Raw genomic sequence first — 19,720 nt, 5'->3', positions numbered from 1 at the left:
ACAATGTCGCCGCGCACCGCTAGGCGTGCACGCCCACATGGTCCGCATGGTCCCGGCGCTCGTATGATGCCGGGCGAAAAAGCTCGCGACTTCAAGGGAACCATGAAGAAAATGCTGGCATTTATGGGTCAGTTTAAGTGGCATTTGCTGTTAATTCTGGCTTTTGCGGTGGGTTCTGTGGTGTTCAGCATAATTGGACCTAAGGTGCTATCGGAAGCTACTACTGTTATTTTCAATGGTGTGGTTGAGCGTATTGAAGGTACCGGCGGAATTAACTTCGACACTGTTGGGCGCATTCTTCTAACCACACTTGCGCTGTATGCTTTTTCGGCTGTATGTAACTGGGTTCAAATGTGGACCATGTCTTATGTTAGCCAGCAAACTTGCTACAGGCTTCGCAACGCTATAGCGGAAAAGATAAATCGGCTGCCGTTCGGTTACTTTGACGGCAATTCCACAGGCGACACGCTTTCGCGCATAACAAATGACGTAGATACACTGGGGCAAAGCTTGAACCAAGGCATAACGCAAATGATAACGTCTATCGTTCAAGTTGTAGGCGTGCTTGTTATGATGCTAATTATAAATTGGGCTATGACGCTTATTGCTCTTATTACGGTGCCTATTTCACTTCTGCTAGTTATGTTAATAGTGAAGCGCTCGCAGAAACATTTTTATGCGCAACAAGAACTTCTGGGCAAAGTGAATGCTCAGGCAGAGGAAACGTTTAGCGGGCATGCTGTAGTGCGCGCATTTGGCAAAGAGGACGAAACCGCCAAGCGCTATAACGATGCCAACGACGAGCTATTTGAGGCGGGGTGGAAAGCGCAATTTTTATCTAGCTTAATGAAGCCAGCAATGGATTTCGTGGGAAATTTAGGATATGTTGCTGTGGCTATATCGGGCGCAATGTTTGCCGCGCGCGGTGTTATAACTGTAGGCGATATTCAGGCGTTCATTCAGTATGTAAAGAATTTTACGCAACCAATAACACAATTGGCGCAAGTTAGTAATGTATTGCAGCAATTAGCTGCAGCGGCTGAGCGTATTTTTGAATTTCTGGCACTACCGGAATTACCTGCGGAAGATGCCGACGCAGGAATTTCTGATGAAAATAAGCCAACATGCAATGTTGAGTTTGATCATGTGCGGTTTGGATATAAGCCAGACGAGCCTGTAATAAAAGACTTCTCTGCTCAAATAGGTTGCGGTCAGACGGTGGCTATAGTTGGTCCTACGGGTGCCGGAAAAACCACTATAGTGAAGCTGCTAATGCGCTTCTACGATGTGGATTCTGGCAGCATAACAATAGATGGGCTTAATATAGACGCAATGAAACGCACCGAACTTCGCCAGCTTTTCTCTATGGTGTTGCAGGATACATGGCTGTTCAAGGGCACAATACGCGAAAATATACGCTATGGGCGACTTGAGGCTAGCGACGAAGAAGTGCAAAAAGCGGCTCGGGCTACAGGGGCTCATCATTTTATAAGCACGCTTCCCGGTGGTTACGATTTTGAAATAAGTGAAGATGGTTCCAATTTAAGCCAAGGTCAGCGGCAGCTGCTTACCATAGCTCGTGCGCTTTTGGCTGACCGGCAGATGCTTATATTAGATGAAGCTACAAGTTCGGTGGATACTCGAACTGAAGCACGCATTCAACAGGCTATGGATAAGCTGATGCAAGGTCGTACATCGTTTGTAATAGCGCATAGGCTATCCACAATTAAGAATGCCGATTTAATACTTGTTATGGACCATGGCGACATAATTGAGCAAGGTACACATGAACAGCTACTTGAGCTTGGTGGATTCTACGCCGAGCTGTATAATTCACAGTTCGCAGACTTTGACGACACAGGAGAGTGAGATGCCAAACGACGGCATCAATCAAATAGAAGAAATGACTGAATTTGCTGCGCCAAATACAGACGATGCGCCATTGTGCAACAGAGAAACGTTATTGCCGGCGGGCATAGTGCGTGTTACAGAAGAAGCCATAGCGGCGCAGCGCTTAGTGCCAGAGAATCTGCAAAACTTGCACGGCAATGCGCCGCAGCGTGTAACGATAGCGGCGTTCGATTTTGATGGCACTTGTATAAGTGGCTCGTCGCCCAAGAAATTAGTAGATGCGTGTGCACGGGCGCGCCGCATTCCTCCATATAAACTTTTACGCATAGCTTTGTGGGGTTTGGCTTATAAGCTGAATTTGCCGAAAGATGGGGAAGGCGTGCGCACGCGCGTGTTTAGTGCGTTCAAGGGTTTATCTGCCGCCACTACAAACGACTATCTGTGCAAGTTTTATAAAAACAAAATAGCGCCGATGTATCGCACAGATGCTGATGCCGCTATGCATGCGCACTTGCAGGCTGGGCATGTGGTTGTTCTTGTGTCGGCATCGTTTGAGCCGATAATAGCAGCTGCTATGCTAGATCATCCCATAGAATTTGCGCTTGCTAGTCGCATGAAAATAGATGAACAGGGTTGCTATACCGATCAGGTAAATGGTTTAACCACTGAAGGTCCAGATAAGATAATCGTGCTTGAGCAGTTTGCCAACAAGTATTTTGGGCAAGGCAATTGGGAATTAGGCTGGGCATACGGCGATCATTTTAGCGATGTGGCAATGCTAGAGGCAGCAACTCATCCTTGCGCAGTAACCCCAGATGGCAAGTTAAGGCGATTTGCGCAGCAGCGCGGTTGGGAAATATTAGATTGGCAGTAATTTCTTAAATAAACCTTAAAAGTGGCGCCATGAAAATGCCGTTCACCCTCGCCAATTGTCATTTCGCGTCCTAGGCTGTATTATTCTGCGCTGAGAATTTTGAATAAAAGCATATATGAGCCGAAGAGGACAAAATGGACTTAACGAAACAAGCGAAAATAGTCGATTCTATTCATGATACGCTTCGCGATTTTGTGGGTCAGCGTATTAAAGTGCGTGCCAATATGGGGCGTTCAAAAATTGTGGAAAGCGAAGGAATTTTGACACAAGTTCATCCGCGCTTATTCATTATGGAGGTTGAGAGAAAGCGCGGTCGTAAAGCGCGCCAATCATATCAGTATGCCGATGTGCTTACTGGTACGGTGGAACTTTCTCAGGGTGGAGAGCCTCTGTTTGGTCAGTTTATAGACGATTCTTTGCCGGAACCCGAGCCTGCAAATTTAGAGCTTTTTGAAGATGAAGAGCGTGTTTTAGCCTAAGCAGGCAAATGCTTATTTTTGGCATAAGCTAGTTTTTATTTAGTTTTGTGGCGAGTACGTTTTGTGCTCGCCTTTTTTTGTTGCCTATTTGTAAATCGCTGTTTACAGATTTTTCCTTGCAAAAATGTAAATGCCCATTTACACTTTATTGTTGTATGTAATTAACCCAACAAAACAGAAGCAGAGAAAAAGGGGTTTAAATGAAAAAGATAGTATCAGCGTTGTTTGCAGCTGCACTTGTTGCAGGTCTGCCAACACTTGCATTTGCTGCGCCTAGCCCGGCAAATGAAGGAAATGAAAATACAGTTGAAGATGTGGAAATTAAAGTTAGCATCCCCGGTCAGACTGCTGATGATAAGATCTACATTGAAGAGGCTACTGAGGTTGCAGAGGGAACCCCTGAAGGTGTTGAGCCGCTTGCTAATATCGAAGTTACCGACAACAATGGTTGGACAAATGGTAAGAGTGTTACCCTGTCTTTCGATCTTTCTTCTAAGGGCAAGGCAGAAGGCAACAAAGTTACTGTTTACATTCAGCATGGCAATGGCACAAAAGATGTACAGTATGTAAAAGTTGGCGCTAACGGCATGCTTAACTTCACCGTTAAGGGTCTGTCTACATTCACTATTGTTGATGGTTGGCCGGAAGGTGTTACCGAGGCTGACAGCACTTTCAACAATGTTGTAAAGGCTACGCTTGACAAGAGCGACAAGTCTCCGAAAACTGGCATTGACATGAGCTTTGTTGGTGGCGTTGGCGTTGCTGCTGCAGTTTCTGCTTGCGGTGTTGCTGTTCTTCGCAAAAAGGTAAGCGAATAAATAATCGCCGAAAATTGCGTTTCGATTAATCTGACTGCAATTATGAGATGGAGGCTTGTTTGTTCGAGTCTCCATCTTGTGTGGTGGGGTCAATTAATCGGTGTTCACAAGAGCATTCCTTAATTGAGGCATTGGGTTGGCGCAATGCGCTTGCTTCTTAATTGCGGTATTTAATTGGCGCAATGCGCTTGTGAAGACTGGTGTTCGCAGGTTTTGTATGCAGGTTTTATATCTAAGAAGGCGACCGGATAACATAGGAGACAAATTGTCGCATGGCAGACGAGAGAGACAACAAAGTGAATCTGCGCAAAGACGCTTCTTCACGTCTTTCGTCAGACCATGATTTGAAGCCTAGGCATGTTAAGGGTGCCTCGGCAAGCCTGTCTAAACGCGGTCTGCGGCGTGTGCTAACAGTAGCGCTGGTTGTTCTTGTTGCTGTGGTAGTTTGCGTGGCAGGTTTCTTAATATGGCAAACTATAGAAATGCAGAACGCTTCTAACCGTAGCGTAAATACGCCCGTGCCTGCAACTACGAACAGCGCAGAGCAGGGCGAATTGCCTGACAACCCTATAAATTTCGCCGAGCTTCAATCTGAAAATGAAGACACATATGCTTGGATATATATACCCGGTACAAGTATTAATTTGGCTGTTTATCAAAGCTCTACTGACGATACTTATTATCTCAAGCACGATAGGTACGGCAATTATGCCGATGCGGGCGAAGTTTTTTCGCAAAGCATAAATGGTCGCGATTTTTTCGATCCGGTTACGGTGCTGTATGGGCATAACTATAGCGGCGACATAATGTTTACGCAGCTTCATTATTTTGAAGATAAGGAATTTTTTGACACTCACGAGAATTTCTATATTTACACGCCCGGGCATATTCTTACCTATGAAGTGGTGTCGGCGTATCAGTATGACGATCGCCACATAATGAATTCTTTTGATTTTAGCGACGATGCTGTTAAACGAAGCTACTTTGACTATGTTATGAATCCAGATTCGCTTGTTCGCAATGTTCGAGAGGGCGCCATGCTGGCTGACGATGACAAGATTGTTCAGCTTAGCACATGCACAAGCGATGGGAATAATAGCAAACGCTATATTGTGACGGGAGTTCTAGTAGATGACCAGCTCACTAAATAGCGATAAAAACAAAAGAAACCCCTTTAAGCGCGCAGAAATACATGTACCGCGCGGTGGACAAGAGGTTGCGGGCGCTACAGGGGCTTCTGGCGCTGCAGAAACCATGCAGGAAGAAGTGTTAATAAGGCGCAGGCGCAAGCATCATAAGCGGCGCAACAGGCGCATTCGTATTGCCGTTATAGTGGCTGTTGCTCTTGTTCTGATAATTGGTGGTGTCGCGTTCGCATATAACGCACTTATTGCTGCTGGCGAAAACAATTTGGTGCAAGAAGCGCAAGACATTAACACTGAAGGCGTTTCCTATGATGAAGGAAAAACAGTTACTTACAACGGTCATACTTATCAGTTGAAAGAGAATATGACCAGTGTGTGCCTTATTGGGTACGACTCGACAGAAGCCAGAGAAGCCAAAGGTCAGGTGGGTCAGGCTGACACAATTATGGTTCTGGCGATGGATACCAGTACGGGCGAAACGTCAATAATAGCTATTCCGCGCGATTCAATGGTAGATGTGGCTGAATACCTTAGCGGTTCGTATTCCGGCATGGACCAGATGCAAATTTGCTTGGCGTTTAGCTATGGCAATTCCAAAGAAGAAGGTTGCGAGCTAACCACAAAAGCTGCTGCGCGCGTTTTATACAACATGCCTATCAATTATTACATGGCGCTAGATATGAGCGGCGTGGGCGCACTCTCCGATGCGATAGGGGGTGTGTCTATTGTGCCTTCTGCATCAATTCCGAATACTAAGATAGCTGAAGGCAAGCCAATTGTGTTGTTTGGTGAAAACGCTTTGGCATATGTGCGCTGGCGTTCGCACAGCAATGTAGATGCGTCGCTTCAACGCCAAGAGCGTCAGATTCAATTCGCACAGGCATTCGCAAGCCAAGTAATTACGGCTGCTAAGGGCGATGCTGGCTTGATTGTGCAACTGTATAACACCTTGTCTGAGTATTCCATAACAAATTTGGGCTTAAGCGAATTTACTTACCTTGCTAATTGCGTTTTGAACAATGGGGTATCTGCGGTGGATTTCAAGTCGCTTTCGGGCACGATGAAACAAGGGGATACCTACGCCGAGTTTTATTTGGACAAAGATAGCGTTTATCAGACGGTATTGGATGTGTATTACACGCAAGTGGATTAGCTTCGCGGATGCCGCGGGAAAGTTAGGGGAAATAGGCTATGACTCTGCTGGAGCTTCTTGGGCTTATTCGAAAAAAGTGGTACTTGGTGGTAATTTTTCCACTTTTGTGTGGCTTGGGAACGGCGGCATATTGTTGGGGTTTTATGGCGGATGAATATACATCTACCATGTCGCTTTACGTGCTTACAAAAAGCGATGATGCGTCGGGGCAATCTAGTTTGTCCAGCGCCGATATGGCGGCATCGCAGCAGCTGGCTAACGACCTTGCGGTGCTTGTGGAATCGGATGGGGTTTTGGAAGACACCGCAAACGCCATAGGCATGAGCAATTTAGACGATTTCGAAATAGAAGTGCAGTCTGAAACCACAAACCGCGTTATTACGCTGCTGGTTACGGGCAAGCGACCGGAAGCTGTTGCTATGGTGGCAAACGAACTTGCCGAGAAAACAGCCGATGCCGCGGTGGAAATTATGGACTTGCGCGCGGTGAATATTATCGACGAGGCTAAGGTGCCTACTGCGCCTTCCGGACCAAACCGTATTTTGTATACGTTGGTTGGCGCGCTGGCCGGTCTGTTTTTGGCTGTGGCAATAATTGTGTTGCAAGACCTTTTGGATACTACGGTGAAATCGGATGAGGAATTCGAGCAACTGTTCAGTATTCCAGTGCTTGGCAATATGCCTACTGTTAAGAAGGGCCGCTGATGGGTAAGAAAAACCGTAAAAAGATTGGGCAATTTGAAATTTCAGGCTTGCGCAATGCGGCTAAAACACTGCTTGCTAATGTGCGCTTTTCATCGGTGGACGAGCCTGTAAAAACCATTGTTGTAACGTCGTCTACGCCGGACGAGGGTAAATCTACCGTGTCTTCTAACTTGGCGTGTGCGATGGCTAGTTCCGGTAGGCGCGTTTTAATAATGGATTGCGATATGCGCCGCCGCAGCCTTGGGGCTATGCTAGATCTTCATCCGAAAGATGGCATTTACGCGGTTATATCGGGTAGTGTTTCGATAGATTCGGCTATTTCGGCTACGAAGTATAAGAATCTGTTCTTTATGGATGGCGAGCCGAATATTCCCTCGCCGCCAGATATTTTGTCTACTAGGCGCTTCGATGCGTTGCTTGAGTCGCTTAGAGAACGCTTCGATTATGTGATTATAGATACGCCGCCGCTTGGCGCATTTGTAGATGCGGCTATTATTTCCAGCTTGGCGGACGGGGTGCTTTTGGTGGTGCGACAGAATAGCACCAAGAAGAAGGCAATTAGCGACAGCATACAGCAGTTGCGCGCGGCGAACGCACGCATTCTTGGTGCCGTGATGACTTTTACGAAAGACGCTGAAAGCGATTACTACTACGCGTATTACAACCAAGAGGGTAAGCGCGTGAACAAGAGCAAGATGGAGCAGCAGCCGCTTGCCACGGCATCGCGCGATTTGGTTAGTGATGATATTGACGTTTGGGCGCGTAAAGCTGGAATTAGCAGCAAAGATTCTAACCCGCGGAAGAAGCGTGCGTCGGGTGGTAAGCGCGGCGGCGGAGGTGGTGGAGGTGCCGGCGGCGGTGGTGGTGGCGACCGTGGCGACCGCGGCGGTGGCGACCGTGGCGGTGGCGACCGCGGCGGTGGCAAGCAGTCGGCTGACAACAGAGCCGCTAACAGGCGGGCTTACGAACCTGAATTCGACGCTGTATCGCAGGGAAGTGACGGGTATGATAGCGAGCAGATTCCGCCGCAGCGCGGCTCTGTTAATTCGAATCCATTCCCGCCCGGGGCATTCAGACCGCCCGGAAGCGTGCCCGGGTCAAAGAATCCTCGGCTTAGAATGAGGCGATAATCTTGTTCGATTTGCACTGTCATATTTTACCGGGCGTGGACGATGGCGCCCGGGATATGCGCGAGTCTTTGGCTATGTTAGCCGAGGCTAAGCGCAGCGGGATTAACCATATAGTTTGTACGCCGCATTGTAAGTCTTCGTCGTTTAATTACGATATGATATGCGTGCGATACGACGAGTTGCGTCCGCAGGCTGAACGGCAGGGAATTCGCCTAGATCTTGGGTTTGAAGTGCATTGGCAAAAGCTGATGGAGCTTGGGCTGGATTGTGCGCCAGATTTGTGCTTTGAGGGCACGAATTTAATGCTGCTGGAATTTTCGGTAGGCAAGATGCCGGCAAATTGGCAGCGCATAATATACGAGCTGCAAGGTCAGGGAATTCAGGTAATAATTGCGCATCCAGAGCGCTATCAGCCAATTCAACACAATATTGATATAGCTTACGAGCTGAAAGAGCTTGGTTGCTTGTTGCAGCTTTCCGGTAATTTCATTTCTGCGGGTCGATTAAAAGCCAGCAGAAAGACAGCCATAAATTTGTTGAAAGAGGGGCTTGTCGATTATGTTGCATCGGATGCGCATTGCGCCGAAGACTACGCCGATTATCGCGAGGCAATGTCGGAAGCAAGGATGTATTAGGCGATAAAAGCCACTAACAAAGAAGGGGATAGCCATTTATCAAAACCGCATTGTGAAGTGTGGTATGGTGCGCAATTTTGCAATAAAATGTAAACGTTCATTTACACTTTTTATAGGCAAGATGATGCCGCGTGTGCGTCTTGCTAACGAATATTGTGCTTTATCTGGTCTTAAGCCCTGCGGGGAAATGGCGAAGCCTTGCCTTTGTTTGTGATGTTGTGCTGGTGGTGTGCCGATGGGCGCTGCAAAGTATCGGTATTGTGCCGCAAAGGAGACATTTGCGTGAAGATAGAAAACAAATGGTATGTGGTTCAAGTTCGAGCTGGGTTTGAAGAGCAGGCTTGCAAGCTTATAGAGCGCACGGAAGGTGTGGCTGAGCTGCTGCACGAGTGCTTTGTGCCGCGCTACGAGACAATGATTCACTTTCGCGGGCAATGGGTTAGACGAATGCGGGTGTTGTTTCCGGGGTATTTAATTGTTGTAACGGCGAATGTTACTGAGTTGAAGACGGTGCTTTATAAAGTGCCAGCTTTTACGCGGCTGCTTGGTGGTTGCGAAGACTGCGAAGGCATTATGCCTCTTACCAACGGCGAAGTGGCATGGATGAGTGCATTCACAGAAGAGGGTGAGCGTGTAATTGGCATGTCTGAGGGCGTAATAGAGGGAGACAAGATAGTAATCCTTAAAGGACCTTTAATGAATCATGTGGGCTGGATAAAGAGCATAAACAGGAGAAAGCGTCTGGCATATCTGGAAATGCAAATGTTCGGACGAACAATAGAAACAAAGGTTGGGCTTGGCATTATTGGGCGAAAGCCTTAACAAATTGAATAGAGTTGAAGCAGCTGCTGTCGGCGGCGCTGTTGTGATGGGTGGCGACATCGACGTTGACGCTGCGATGGGTGCTGCGGTAATTGACACAAGCGATCTTGTAGATGCCGCTGTTAGCGAAGATGAAAGTAAGATAGCACCCAATGTTTTGTCTGCATTGCTGCCCGATAGTGATGTTGTTGTTTTGCCAGAAGTTGAGCGAATTGCTGGTGGATTTGTTTACTGTGTCGCGAAACGTGTGCTTGATGTAATTGCGTGTTGTGTTGCGCTTATTATTTTGTCTATTCCTATGGCAATTATTGCTGCGAAAATTAAGCATGAATCTGCAGGTTCTGCAATTTACAAACAGTGCCGTGTTGGAAAAGACGGCAAACTTTTTAATGTGTATAAATTTCGTACTATGTGTGATGATGCCGAAGTGCGTGGTGCTCAGTGGGCAAAAGATGATGACCCGCGTATTACATTGTTTGGTAAGAAATTACGTATGAGCCGATTTGATGAATTGCCACAATTTTGGAATGTGATTAAGGGCGATATGTCTCTTGTAGGACCTAGACCCGAGCGTCCAATATTTTGCGATGAATTCAGAAAGAAGATAATTGGCTGGGATCAGCGCACGCTGATAAGTCCGGGCATAACTGGTCTAGCCCAAGTACGCGGCGGCTACGATCTACTGCCCAAGGAAAAAGCACGCCTAGATATTGAATACATCGAGTCGCGTAACTTATGGCTAGATTTTAAGCTGATATGCCAAACAATTTCCGTGCTATTTACGCATGAGGGTGCACGATGAAGATAGCTGTAATAACTGCAGCTACAAATACTATCCAGCGCTTTCGTATTGATATGATTGATGAGTTTGTTTATCGGGGATGCCGTGTTGTTGTTTTAGGGGATGAACCCGAAGGCGTATGGAGAGAGTATTTTAATGCTCATAAGGTGAGCTATCGGAGTTATTCTATTTCTCGAAATGGATTAAATCCAGTTGCCGATATAAAGACAAAAAGGAATCTCTTTTCCATATTGCATCAAGAGCAACCTGACAAGGTTTTCACTTATCAGGCAAAGTCAAATATATATGGATGTATGGCTGCGCATAGCGCAGGAATTGAAGATATATATGTGATGATGGGTGGGCTTGGGTCTATTTTTCGAAGTGATGGGCTCAAAAATATGATTATTCGAATAATAGTATCAGCTGAATATAGAGCAGCATTAAAGTATGCCAAAAGAATATTCTTTCAAAATGAAGATGATGTAGCTACATTTGAGCATTTAAAGATTATTCCCAACAGGGAAAAAGCAGTTATGGTTCATGGTTCGGGCGTAAATCTTGATAGGTTTCAATGTAAGCCAATGCCAGCACAGCCCTCATTTTTATTTGTTGGGCGTTTGGTGAAGGGCAAGGGAGTGCTTGATTATCTTCAAGCTGCACGTTTGGTAAAGAAAGCATATCCAAATGTAGAATTCCATATTGTTGGTCCTTTTGATAGCAATCCAACTGCTCTTAAGCTAAATGATTTACAGCCATATATTGACGATAAGACAGTTGTTTTTCATGGAGAGCAATCGGATGTTCGTCCGTTTTTAGAAAAGTGTTCTTGTTTTGTTTTGCCTAGTTATTATGGTGAGGGCACGCCAAAAGCCGCTCTTGAAGCTATGGCGACAGGACGACCACTGATAATGGCGGATGCTGTAGGTTGTCGCGAGGTAGTGCGCGATGGTGAAAACGGTTTCCTTGTGTCGCCAAAACAACCAAACGAAATTGCATCATCCATGATTAAGTTGATTGAAGCGCCAGAATTTGCAGAGAATACGGCAAAGGCAAGCAGACGAATGGCGGAGGATATTTTCAATGTTTGCAAGGTGAATGATGTGATTTGCAAGATTATGGAGATAGATTTTGCGGCTTAAATTGGCGAAAACTGCTGAATCGGCGTGCGCCGCATCGTCTTGTGTGGTATCTGTATTGACGATGGAGTTGCTATCGCGGCTGATGGTATTGTCAAGGAGGATTTACCTTCAGAGCTATCTTTTTGCAGCGGAGGAACATTGAGTTTACCGATACGAGCGATACTTGATGGAGCCGATGAGACTTCATCGAGGATTCTTCATGCCATAGGAAGTCTCAATATTGGCGGTTCTCAAGCTTTTGTTATGAACCTTTATCGTAATATCGACCGTTCGCGGGTTCAGTTTGACTTCGTCATCGAGCATCCTGGTGAACTCTGCTATAGGGACGAGATAGAGTCTCTTGGGGGTCGTGTCTTTGAGCTACAATCCTTTCGAGGAACGAACCTTGTTGCTTATCGGCGACAATGGCGCGAACTCCTAGATGAACATCCGGAGTGGCGCGTATTGCACAGCCATGTGCGCAGTACGGCATCATTATATTTACCTATAGCAAAGCGAAGGGGAATTGAGACCATCATACATAGTCATAGCACCGCTGAAGCTCCAGGCTTCAGCGGTGCTATAAAAAGAATTTTTGAGCTACCCCTGCGAAGGCAGGCAGATTTCTATTTTGCTTGCTCTAATAAAGCGGGTGAATTTCTCTACGGGAAGAGGCTCGCTGCTTCAGACAAGTTGATTGTAATCGCCAATGCGATAGACGTCGAGAGATTTCGATTCAGTAGTCAGGTTTGCACTGACGTGAGAAATGAGCTCTGTATACCGGGTAATGCCTTTGTCGTGGGTCATGTCGGCAGGTTTGTTGAGCAAAAGAACCACCCTTTTATTATCGACGTATTCTGTGAGATCCTGATGTTGATTCCATCTGCCAAGCTCGTATTGGCTGGGGACGGACCTCTATTTGACAGTGTTAAACAACTAGCAACTGAGCGCGGCATCGAAGATTCCGTCTTGTTCTTAGGGACAAGGTTAGATGTAAACAGGCTATACCAAGTGATGGACGTCTTCCTGTTCCCTTCTTTGAATGAGGGATTAGGTATCTCACTCGTGGAAGCGCAAGCATCGGGGCTTCCTTGTGTCTATTCTAAGAATATTCCTAGAGATGTTCGTGTTGTTGCGCCTCTCTGTCAAAGTCTTAGCCTCAATGATTGTCCTCGGATTTGGGCTGAGGCTTGCTGTACGACTTGCACGGAAGACCGTTTTTCATCGGCCGACAAGGTTATTGAAGCTGGTTTTGATTTGCGTTCTACTACGTTGATGCTTCAGGATTTCTACTACAGACTCGATAATGGACTTAAAGCAAATATTAGAGAAAAGTGGTAATGAAAGGGTAGGTTTTGATTTCATTTTCCGGTAAAACCCTTATGATTACTGGTGGTACGGGATCGTTCGGGTCTACAGTACTCAGGCGCTTCCTCGACTTCGATGTAGACGAAATTCGTATCTTCTCCCGCGACGAGAAGAAACAGGACGACATGCGGCACCGCCTGCAGAGGATCGAGCCCGACGCGGCTCATAGAGTGCGTTTCTTCGTTGGGGACGTGCGCGACTCGCAGTCGGTGCGCGACGCCATGTACGGTGTTGATTACGTGTTTCATGCAGCAGCTCTTAAGCAAGTGCCTTCTTGCGAGTTCTTTCCCATGGAAGCGGTGAGGACCAATGTCATCGGCACCGATAACGTGTTACATGCAGCCATTGCTGAAGGGGTGGAGCGTGTGGTGTGTTTGTCAACTGATAAGGCGGCATACCCCATCAACGCCATGGGTAAGTCAAAGGCTATGATGGAGTCTATCATCTACGCGAATGCCAGAAACGGAGCTGCGGCAGGTACCACCATCTGCTGTACCCGCTACGGAAATGTTATGTGCTCACGTGGTAGTGTAATCCCACTTTTCATCAATTGCATTCGCAAAGGTATACCACTTACGATAACAGATCCTCATATGACACGCTTTCTCATGAATTTAGATGAAGCAGTAGAGCTTGTCTGCTTTGCTTTCGAGCATGCTAACCCAGGGGATCTCTTCATTCAGAAGGCTCCAGCATCTACCATTGCAGACTTGGCTGAAGCGGTGCAGGAAGTCTTTGGATATACAGGCACACGGGTCATCGGTACCCGCCATGGAGAAAAGCTCTACGAGACGCTCATGACCTGTGAAGAGAGGCTTCGTGCAGAGGACATGGGTAACTACTACCGTATACATGCTGACACGCGTGATCTCAACTACGACAAGTTTGTGGTAGACGGTGAAGTAAAGACAATGGCGGCAGAAGCCTACACTTCACACAACACGAAAAGGCTTGGCGTGGCAGGCACGGTCGCAAAGATTAAGACTGCCGAGTACGTACAACTTGCGCTTGAGGGTCGCGAATGTGAGGCGGTGCAATAGTGAGAGTGCTCGTTACTGGAGCCAAGGGTATGGCGGGAACAGCGCTTTGTCATGCGTTTAAGAATCTGCGAGATGATAGGGACTACACTCGGCCGAACCTACAAATTGAAGAAATCTTTGAGTATGATTTGGACTCAACTAGCGAAGAACTTAAGGTCTACTGCAAAGAATGTGACTTCGTGTTCAACCTCGCTGGTGTGAATCGCCCTGAAAACCCAGCTGACTTTATGGAGGGCAATTTCGGGTTTGCAAGTGAGTTACTCGATAAGCTTAAGGCTGCTGACAATACCTGCCCGGTTATGCTGGCCTCAAGTGTGCAGGCAACACTCGCCGGGCGGTTCGGAAAAAGTGAGTATGGCAAGAGTAAAAAGGCTGGCGAAGAGCTCTTCTTTGCCTATGGAGAAGAAACCGGGGTAAAGGTAGCTATCTATCGCTTCCCGAATCTCATGGGGCATTCCCGTCCTAACTACAACTCGGCTGTCTCTACCTTCTGCTGGGCTATAGCAAACGATAAGCCTTTCGAGGTAAATGATTCGAGTGTAGAACTTGAGCTTCTCTGCGTCGATGACCTTGTGCAGGGGATGTTCGACCTCTTGGAAGACAAAGAACAACGCTGTGAATACGATGGGGTAGAGGTAGTTCCTAGCAACGAGGGTCGCTACTGCTATGTGCCGACTACTCACAAGGCAACACTAGGATACATTGTGGAACTCCTTCAAGAGTTTAAGGCACAACCCGAAACGCTTCTCATGCCGAAGATGCCGGAAGGCTCTTTTGAGAAGAAACTCTATTCGCTCTACCTTACCTACTTACCCGCGAAAAGGTTCAAGTACTCGCTCAAGATGAACACTGATAAGAGGGGTAGCTTTACTGAGCTCGTTCATATTCAAGACTGTGGTCAGGTGTCTGTCAACGTATCTAAGCCTGGCGTTACCAAAGGTCAGCATTGGCACAGTTCCAAGTGGGAGATCTTCATCGTTGTTAAAGGACACGGGCTTATTCAAGAGCGCAACATCGTTACCGGTGAGACGATTGAGTTCGAGGTATCTGGTGACAAGATAGAAGCCGTTTATATGATTCCTGGTTGGACACACAACATTACCAACCTAAGTGACACCGAAGACCTAGTTACGGTCATGACTTGTAACGAAGTCTTTAATCCAGTCAACTCTGACACTTTCTTCGATGAGGTTTAGCTCTATGACGTCCTCCAAACATGACGGCAGGTTGAAGCTCCTTATTATCGTTGGCACGTGTCCTGAGGTAATCCGCTTGTCTGAGGTCATCAAGAAGTGCCGCAGGTACCTCGATATCCTACTTGCGCACACGGGTCAGAACTACGACTACAACCTAAACGGCGTGTTCTTCCATGACCTAGAGCTCGACGAGTCCGATGTCTACCTAGATGCGGTAGGCGAAGATCTCGGCGAAACCATGGGCTATATCATCGCGAAAAGCTACAAGCTCATAGTTGAGGTTGAACCTGACGCGGTATTCGTACTGGGGATATCAACAGCTGCCTCTCTGTCATTGGTGCCAAACGACTGCATATTCCGATTTTTCATATGGAGACGGACAACCGCTGTGAGGATGAGTGCCTGCCCGAGGGGGCTACTGTCGTATCGTTGATATCATCTCAGACGCCAATCTGGTCTACTCAGAACATGCCAGACGATATCTAACTAAGGCGGGATTATCGAGGGAACGCACCTATGTGACCGGAAGTCCCATGGCTGAAGTTCTTTATAAGAATCTGGACAAGATCAACGCGAGTGGTATTCATGCCAAGCTTGGTCTTGAGAAGAGCAAATACATTTTGTTTTCTGCTCATCGGGAAGAAAATATCGACACGCAAGCCAACTTTGAGAGTTTGTTTAGTGCTATCAACAAGATGGTAGAAAAGTACGACATGCCGATTCTATACAGCTGCCACCCCAAGAGCCGCAAGAGACTGAAGGTCAACGGTTTCAAGCTAGACAAGCGTGTAATCCAACACGAGCCACTCGGATTCCCCGACTATAACTGCTTGCAGGTGAACGCATTCTGCTTGGTCAGCGATTCGGGGACACTGCCCGAGAAGTCTGCCTTCTTCGTGAGCGTCGGACAACTCTTCTTGGCGGTGTACATCTGCACCTCGACTGAGTGCTTCAAGGCGCTCAATAAGGTATACTTCATCCTCTCAGGGATTGATGAGAGGAGCCTGCTCCAAGCAGTGGGGGATGGCGATTTTCATGGAGAAAGACGGCCATCATGACCTACCTGTTCCGAACTGTACGGATGAAAACATATCTATCTGACAAGGCAGTCAAGATCGTCCAGTCCTATACCGGTGTGGTGAATAAAATGATGTGGAGGAAAAACTGAATCGCAATGAGCGATGCTTCTAAACCATCATGGCTTGTAAAGGCGTTTTGCCTTCTGGTCGTTGTGTATCCAATTTTTAATCGGTACCAAGCGCCTTTTGTTAATCAATTAACGCTATCCGAGTTCGCTCTTCTTATTTTATGTTTGTACTCATTTGTCTTTGTGGGTTTAATGAGAAAGAGATTTGCTCTACCTTTATTAGTACTAATCGCTTATTTACTTTTCCACATTGTTCTTGATTATACCCAGTTAATTGGATCCGATTTGTCTGACTCGGTTGGTACATGTCTCAGGGTGATTTTCATATATGCAGCACTCGCTGTGTTTTCAAGAGATTTATTCGATAGAATATTTGCGATTCGCGCTTTGTCTATCGTTGCAGTTGTCGTGGCTGCATACGGATTATTGCAGGTCTATGCTTCTTCTGCAGGTATCGTCCTGACGACGTATATTCCATTTCTAACTATCATGGGCGATTTGAACATGGATATCGAAATAGCTAACAAGGTTAATTTTGGATTAAAATACCGATGTCAATCAATTCTCAACGAGCCTGCGGCTTTATGCTGCTATCTAATTCTCCCCTTGATTCTCTGCTTGTTTCCCGAGGGTAAAGGTAATTCGGACTCTCGTCCTAGGTATCTGTTCGCTGTTTTCTTTTCACTCGTGTGTTTCGTGTCGGCGTCTTCCACTGGGATTATTGCTGTATGTGCAGTTTGGCTTGCGTTTGCCCTTTTCGGCAAGCAGTCGTCTAAGGGAGCTAAAGCGGAAAAGGGCGCAATTATAGTTGTGTCCGTACTGCTTATAGCTATGGTTGCAGCTTATTCGGGAATCTTGGAGTATTTCATCAATCGAACATTTGGCGGAGGCATTAGCGGCAGCACTCGTTTTTATGCTTTAGGCGATATGTTCTCCGAGAGCGATACCCTCTATGGCGTCCTGTTTGGTGCAGGCTTGCAAGAGACGACGAATTATCTCCCTGGATTTGCAAGAACATATTTTTGTCTTGGATTAGTGGGTCTTGTTGTATTTATCGCATATTTTGCCTACATCTTCAAAAATGCTGGTCTTCAGGGGCGCATGGTTGTTGCATTCTTTGTTGTTTTGAACGTGGGTACGGAAATACTTCTCGGTAATTTTGCGGTCTATTATCTTGCTTTTGCTATTTCGGATTCTGCTGATGTGCAAGAGTCGTCTGAACGAGGTTTAGATGGAATTAGATATAGACCGGAGGTTTTACATGATGCTTGAGGACTTCTTCAAATGTGCAAGAAATCATGTCTATAAAGTGCTTCATGGATATAGAGAAGTGGGCAGCTCAACTCTTGCCTATGGTGTGAAACTTGCTTAGCAGATTAGAATCTGTAAGCGTTGTAATGTGCAGTGTTTTGAATTTAGTGAATACTCGTATTGCGATGATGACTGCTGTATTTCTCAAACGAAAACTGGGAAATTTTGCTTGATTGTGTGTGGTGCAGAATTGTATGCAGAGAATCACTCTAAAAATTATATGAATACTCATCTATCTAACTACAGCGTCTCTGCGTATCCCACCTCCAAGTTTGTTGGTCATGATACGTTTCTTGAATAATTTTCTTATATTGATGACTCTAGATTAATCTTATGTGAAATCGAGTCTCTTATAATGGTTGTTGATTGGTATGCGATTCTCGGGGTTTCTGATGAAACAATTTTTGGTAATACGCTGTTAATTACCGTGTTTGTATCTTTGCTGGGTGTATGCGTTATGTTTTCAGTGTAATGGTAAGCTATATTTTGTATTCTATGCAAAAGCCGTGATTCTTAGTATCTTGATTCTGCTGTCTAATCTTATCGTTCTCGCGTACTTGTTAGTAGTGCCTTCTAGCACATCAGAAGATGACATTGTCATTTTGGCAATTGTTGCTACTGTTGCAAATAATATTCTTGGATTAGTGGCTACCTTTATTGTAGTGGTCAGGCATTGTCTAGGTGTTACTTTCAGTTTGCGCTATTTTAGTATCGTAAGCGCTAGGTTTGTGATATCTCTAGGTGGTGCGTTGTTTTACTTGCAGATTATGCTTGCATTGGTTTTCTAGGTCAAGGAGATATTCATTGCGTACTTTGTCGGATTTGCTCAAATTGTTGACTATCAAATCTATTACAAATTAATCGGGATAGTGGGTGGATTGTTTGTTCTGGCTCTGACGCCGATTTGGTCTGCTGTTACCAAGGCGAAGTCCAAGGGGAGTATTTCTTGGATAAAAGACTATTTAAGTGCGGCACTGCCTTTATTTTATTTTTTTCTATTGTACAGTTGCCGCTTGTATTATTGATGTCAACGATTGTTGGCATTTGGCTTGGTGATAATGGGGCTTTCCGAAAATCGTGTTGCTGATATGCAAAAAACATTAACTTGAACAGGTAATTTAGATGCAATCTAAGGCAGCAACACCAGATTCAGAAGAAAAGTGATAGGTTTTTGACCGCACTATCAGATGCCCTAGCAATCAAGAGCTTCAAAACACAAACTATGAGACGCAGCTTTACAACTAGAAAAACGACATCATGTGACCTTGAGCACAGGCGGTGCCCTGCGCGCGAAGGGGTGTATCACGCACGTTTCCTAGCGCTTCTTCTTCCTGCGCTTGGAAGGTTCGGCGGCGCTTGCGGCAGCTTGGGCCTTCTTCCTTCTTATATAGGCGGTAGCACCCTCAACAGCATTCGGTGCACCAAAGGCCAAAAGAAGCCTTCTTCTGGTTTCCTTAAAGGTTCCAAACCCGCGGCTCTTGCGCTTGAGTTCTTTGATCTTGTCGTTAGTCGATTCTGCCCGTGCTGTGTTGATATGGCTTATCGTGGCGGTTACCAGGTACTGTTTGTATCTCGCGACAGTCTTGGCAAAGCGCCTCATCTCAGCCACCTCAAGTCCGCTTGCCTTGCTAATCCAGTTATCAAGAGCCTTCTCGCATTCACATCTGTCACTCCAGTGATGGTCTTGCCATATGTAGTAGAGCTGAAGTGTCAGGTAGGCCTGCCGCAAGTGAGAGTGCTTGGTATCGCAGACGGCAAGTATGTTACATATTGTTTTCTTCTCTACTTCAATCCATGGCGCGTCTCCGTGCTCACGTCTTCTCTTGCCCCGGTTGGCCGCAAGCTTTCGGTGGCGCCTCTTGATGTCGGCTCCGTTACTTGCACCCTTTTGCAAACGTCGCCTCGCATCGTCCATGCAGCCGACACCGGTCTTTGCAACATGGAACCGGTCAACTCCTATACAAGCAAACCTACACCACTTCTTTGCTGCGTTCAGATAGATGTCGTACATGTCAGAGCACATATGTCCATCGGGATGTCAAGCGGCAATATGAGCCTAACCCCTGATTTGCGCAGACAGGGGTTAGGCTCCGATCCATTGGATTCAGCGCGATCAAGCGCATCCGTTCAGCGGCTATCTGTCGA

At 46.4% G+C, this 19,720-nt stretch carries 20 protein-coding genes; 19 read left to right on the top strand and 1 reads right to left on the bottom strand.

Going from position 1 to position 19,720, the window contains the following annotated elements:
• Positions 1-3: 3 nt before the first annotated feature.
• The 19 genes from G7Y46_RS07845 to G7Y46_RS07760 all read left to right on the top strand — a co-directional run bounded on the left by G7Y46_RS07845 (position 4) and on the right by G7Y46_RS07760 (position 18,363).
• Positions 4-1,869, top strand: coding sequence for an ABC transporter ATP-binding protein (locus G7Y46_RS07845; RefSeq protein WP_206214194.1), 1,866 nt, complete (start codon positions 4-6; stop codon positions 1,867-1,869).
• 1 nt (position 1,870) lies between these two features.
• A complete protein-coding gene (locus tag G7Y46_RS07840; protein ID WP_165253821.1) occupies positions 1,871-2,725 on the top strand; it encodes an HAD-IB family hydrolase in 855 nt (284 codons plus the stop codon).
• A gap of 134 nt (positions 2,726-2,859) precedes the next feature.
• The gene (locus G7Y46_RS07835) at positions 2,860-3,204 is read left to right on the top strand and encodes a Veg family protein (protein WP_165062703.1); all 345 of its coding nucleotides are present in this window, start codon (positions 2,860-2,862) and stop codon (positions 3,202-3,204) included.
• 200 nt (positions 3,205-3,404) lie between these two features.
• Positions 3,405-4,022 carry a hypothetical protein gene (locus G7Y46_RS07830; protein ID WP_165253819.1) on the top strand — a complete coding sequence of 206 codons (618 nt, stop codon included), beginning with the start codon at positions 3,405-3,407 and terminating at the stop codon, positions 4,020-4,022.
• 272 nt (positions 4,023-4,294) lie between these two features.
• Entirely contained in the window at positions 4,295-5,173 is an 879-nt protein-coding gene (locus G7Y46_RS07825; RefSeq protein WP_165253817.1) for a class B sortase, read from the top strand.
• Entirely contained in the window at positions 5,154-6,320 is a 1,167-nt protein-coding gene (locus G7Y46_RS07820) for an LCP family protein (RefSeq protein ID WP_165253815.1), read from the top strand. Before G7Y46_RS07825 ends, G7Y46_RS07820 begins: the two co-directional genes overlap by 20 nt.
• Positions 6,321-6,358: 38 nt before the next feature.
• Entirely contained in the window at positions 6,359-7,024 is a 666-nt protein-coding gene (locus tag G7Y46_RS07815) for a Wzz/FepE/Etk N-terminal domain-containing protein (RefSeq protein ID WP_165062707.1), read from the top strand.
• Positions 7,024-8,154 carry a CpsD/CapB family tyrosine-protein kinase gene (locus tag G7Y46_RS09085; protein ID WP_206214193.1) on the top strand — a complete coding sequence of 377 codons (1,131 nt, stop codon included), beginning with the start codon at positions 7,024-7,026 and terminating at the stop codon, positions 8,152-8,154. The genes G7Y46_RS07815 and G7Y46_RS09085 overlap by 1 nt, the downstream gene beginning before the upstream one ends.
• A 2-nt stretch (positions 8,155-8,156) precedes the next feature.
• Positions 8,157-8,789, top strand: coding sequence for a CpsB/CapC family capsule biosynthesis tyrosine phosphatase (locus G7Y46_RS07805; protein ID WP_165253813.1), 633 nt, complete (start codon positions 8,157-8,159; stop codon positions 8,787-8,789).
• Between the two features lie 282 nt (positions 8,790-9,071).
• The gene (gene loaP / locus G7Y46_RS07800) at positions 9,072-9,611 is read left to right on the top strand and encodes an antiterminator LoaP (RefSeq protein WP_241157101.1); all 540 of its coding nucleotides are present in this window, start codon (positions 9,072-9,074) and stop codon (positions 9,609-9,611) included.
• The gene (locus G7Y46_RS07795) at positions 9,586-10,413 is read left to right on the top strand and encodes a sugar transferase (RefSeq protein WP_206214192.1); all 828 of its coding nucleotides are present in this window, start codon (positions 9,586-9,588) and stop codon (positions 10,411-10,413) included. The genes loaP and G7Y46_RS07795 overlap by 26 nt, the downstream gene beginning before the upstream one ends.
• Positions 10,414-10,466: 53 nt before the next feature.
• Positions 10,467-11,534, top strand: a complete 1,068-nt coding sequence (locus G7Y46_RS07790; RefSeq protein ID WP_241157100.1) for a glycosyltransferase family 4 protein — start codon at positions 10,467-10,469, stop codon at positions 11,532-11,534.
• Between the two features lie 24 nt (positions 11,535-11,558).
• Positions 11,559-12,854, top strand: a complete 1,296-nt coding sequence (locus tag G7Y46_RS07785) for a glycosyltransferase family 1 protein (protein WP_165253809.1) — start codon at positions 11,559-11,561, stop codon at positions 12,852-12,854.
• Between the two features lie 41 nt (positions 12,855-12,895).
• On the top strand, positions 12,896-13,921 hold the full coding sequence (locus tag G7Y46_RS07780) for a polysaccharide biosynthesis protein (protein ID WP_206214196.1): 1,026 nt from the start codon (positions 12,896-12,898) through the stop codon (positions 13,919-13,921).
• A complete protein-coding gene (locus tag G7Y46_RS07775; RefSeq protein ID WP_165253805.1) occupies positions 13,921-15,117 on the top strand; it encodes an NAD-dependent epimerase/dehydratase family protein in 1,197 nt (398 codons plus the stop codon). The genes G7Y46_RS07780 and G7Y46_RS07775 overlap by 1 nt, the downstream gene beginning before the upstream one ends.
• A 76-nt stretch (positions 15,118-15,193) precedes the next feature.
• Positions 15,194-15,550: a UDP-N-acetylglucosamine 2-epimerase gene (locus G7Y46_RS09190; protein ID WP_277424173.1), complete on the top strand. Its 357-nt coding sequence runs from the start codon at positions 15,194-15,196 to the stop codon at positions 15,548-15,550.
• Entirely contained in the window at positions 15,516-16,175 is a 660-nt protein-coding gene (locus G7Y46_RS09185; protein ID WP_277424172.1) for a UDP-N-acetylglucosamine 2-epimerase, read from the top strand. Before G7Y46_RS09190 ends, G7Y46_RS09185 begins: the two co-directional genes overlap by 35 nt.
• Positions 16,176-16,291: 116 nt before the next feature.
• Positions 16,292-17,536 carry a hypothetical protein gene (locus G7Y46_RS07765; protein WP_165253803.1) on the top strand — a complete coding sequence of 415 codons (1,245 nt, stop codon included), beginning with the start codon at positions 16,292-16,294 and terminating at the stop codon, positions 17,534-17,536.
• 545 nt (positions 17,537-18,081) lie between these two features.
• Entirely contained in the window at positions 18,082-18,363 is a 282-nt protein-coding gene (locus G7Y46_RS07760) for a hypothetical protein (RefSeq protein ID WP_165253801.1), read from the top strand.
• Between the two features lie 527 nt (positions 18,364-18,890).
• Here G7Y46_RS07760 and G7Y46_RS07755 read toward each other — a convergent pair.
• Entirely contained in the window at positions 18,891-19,598 is a 708-nt protein-coding gene (locus tag G7Y46_RS07755; protein WP_277424171.1) for a transposase, read from the bottom strand.
• Between the last annotated feature and the right edge of the window lie 122 nt (positions 19,599-19,720).

This window comes from Adlercreutzia sp. ZJ304, from assembly GCF_011039075.1.
Lineage (GTDB): Bacteria > Actinomycetota > Coriobacteriia > Coriobacteriales > Eggerthellaceae > Adlercreutzia_A.
The sequence above is the reverse complement of the archived record's forward strand: the minus strand, read 5'-3'. Positions and strand labels throughout refer to the sequence as shown.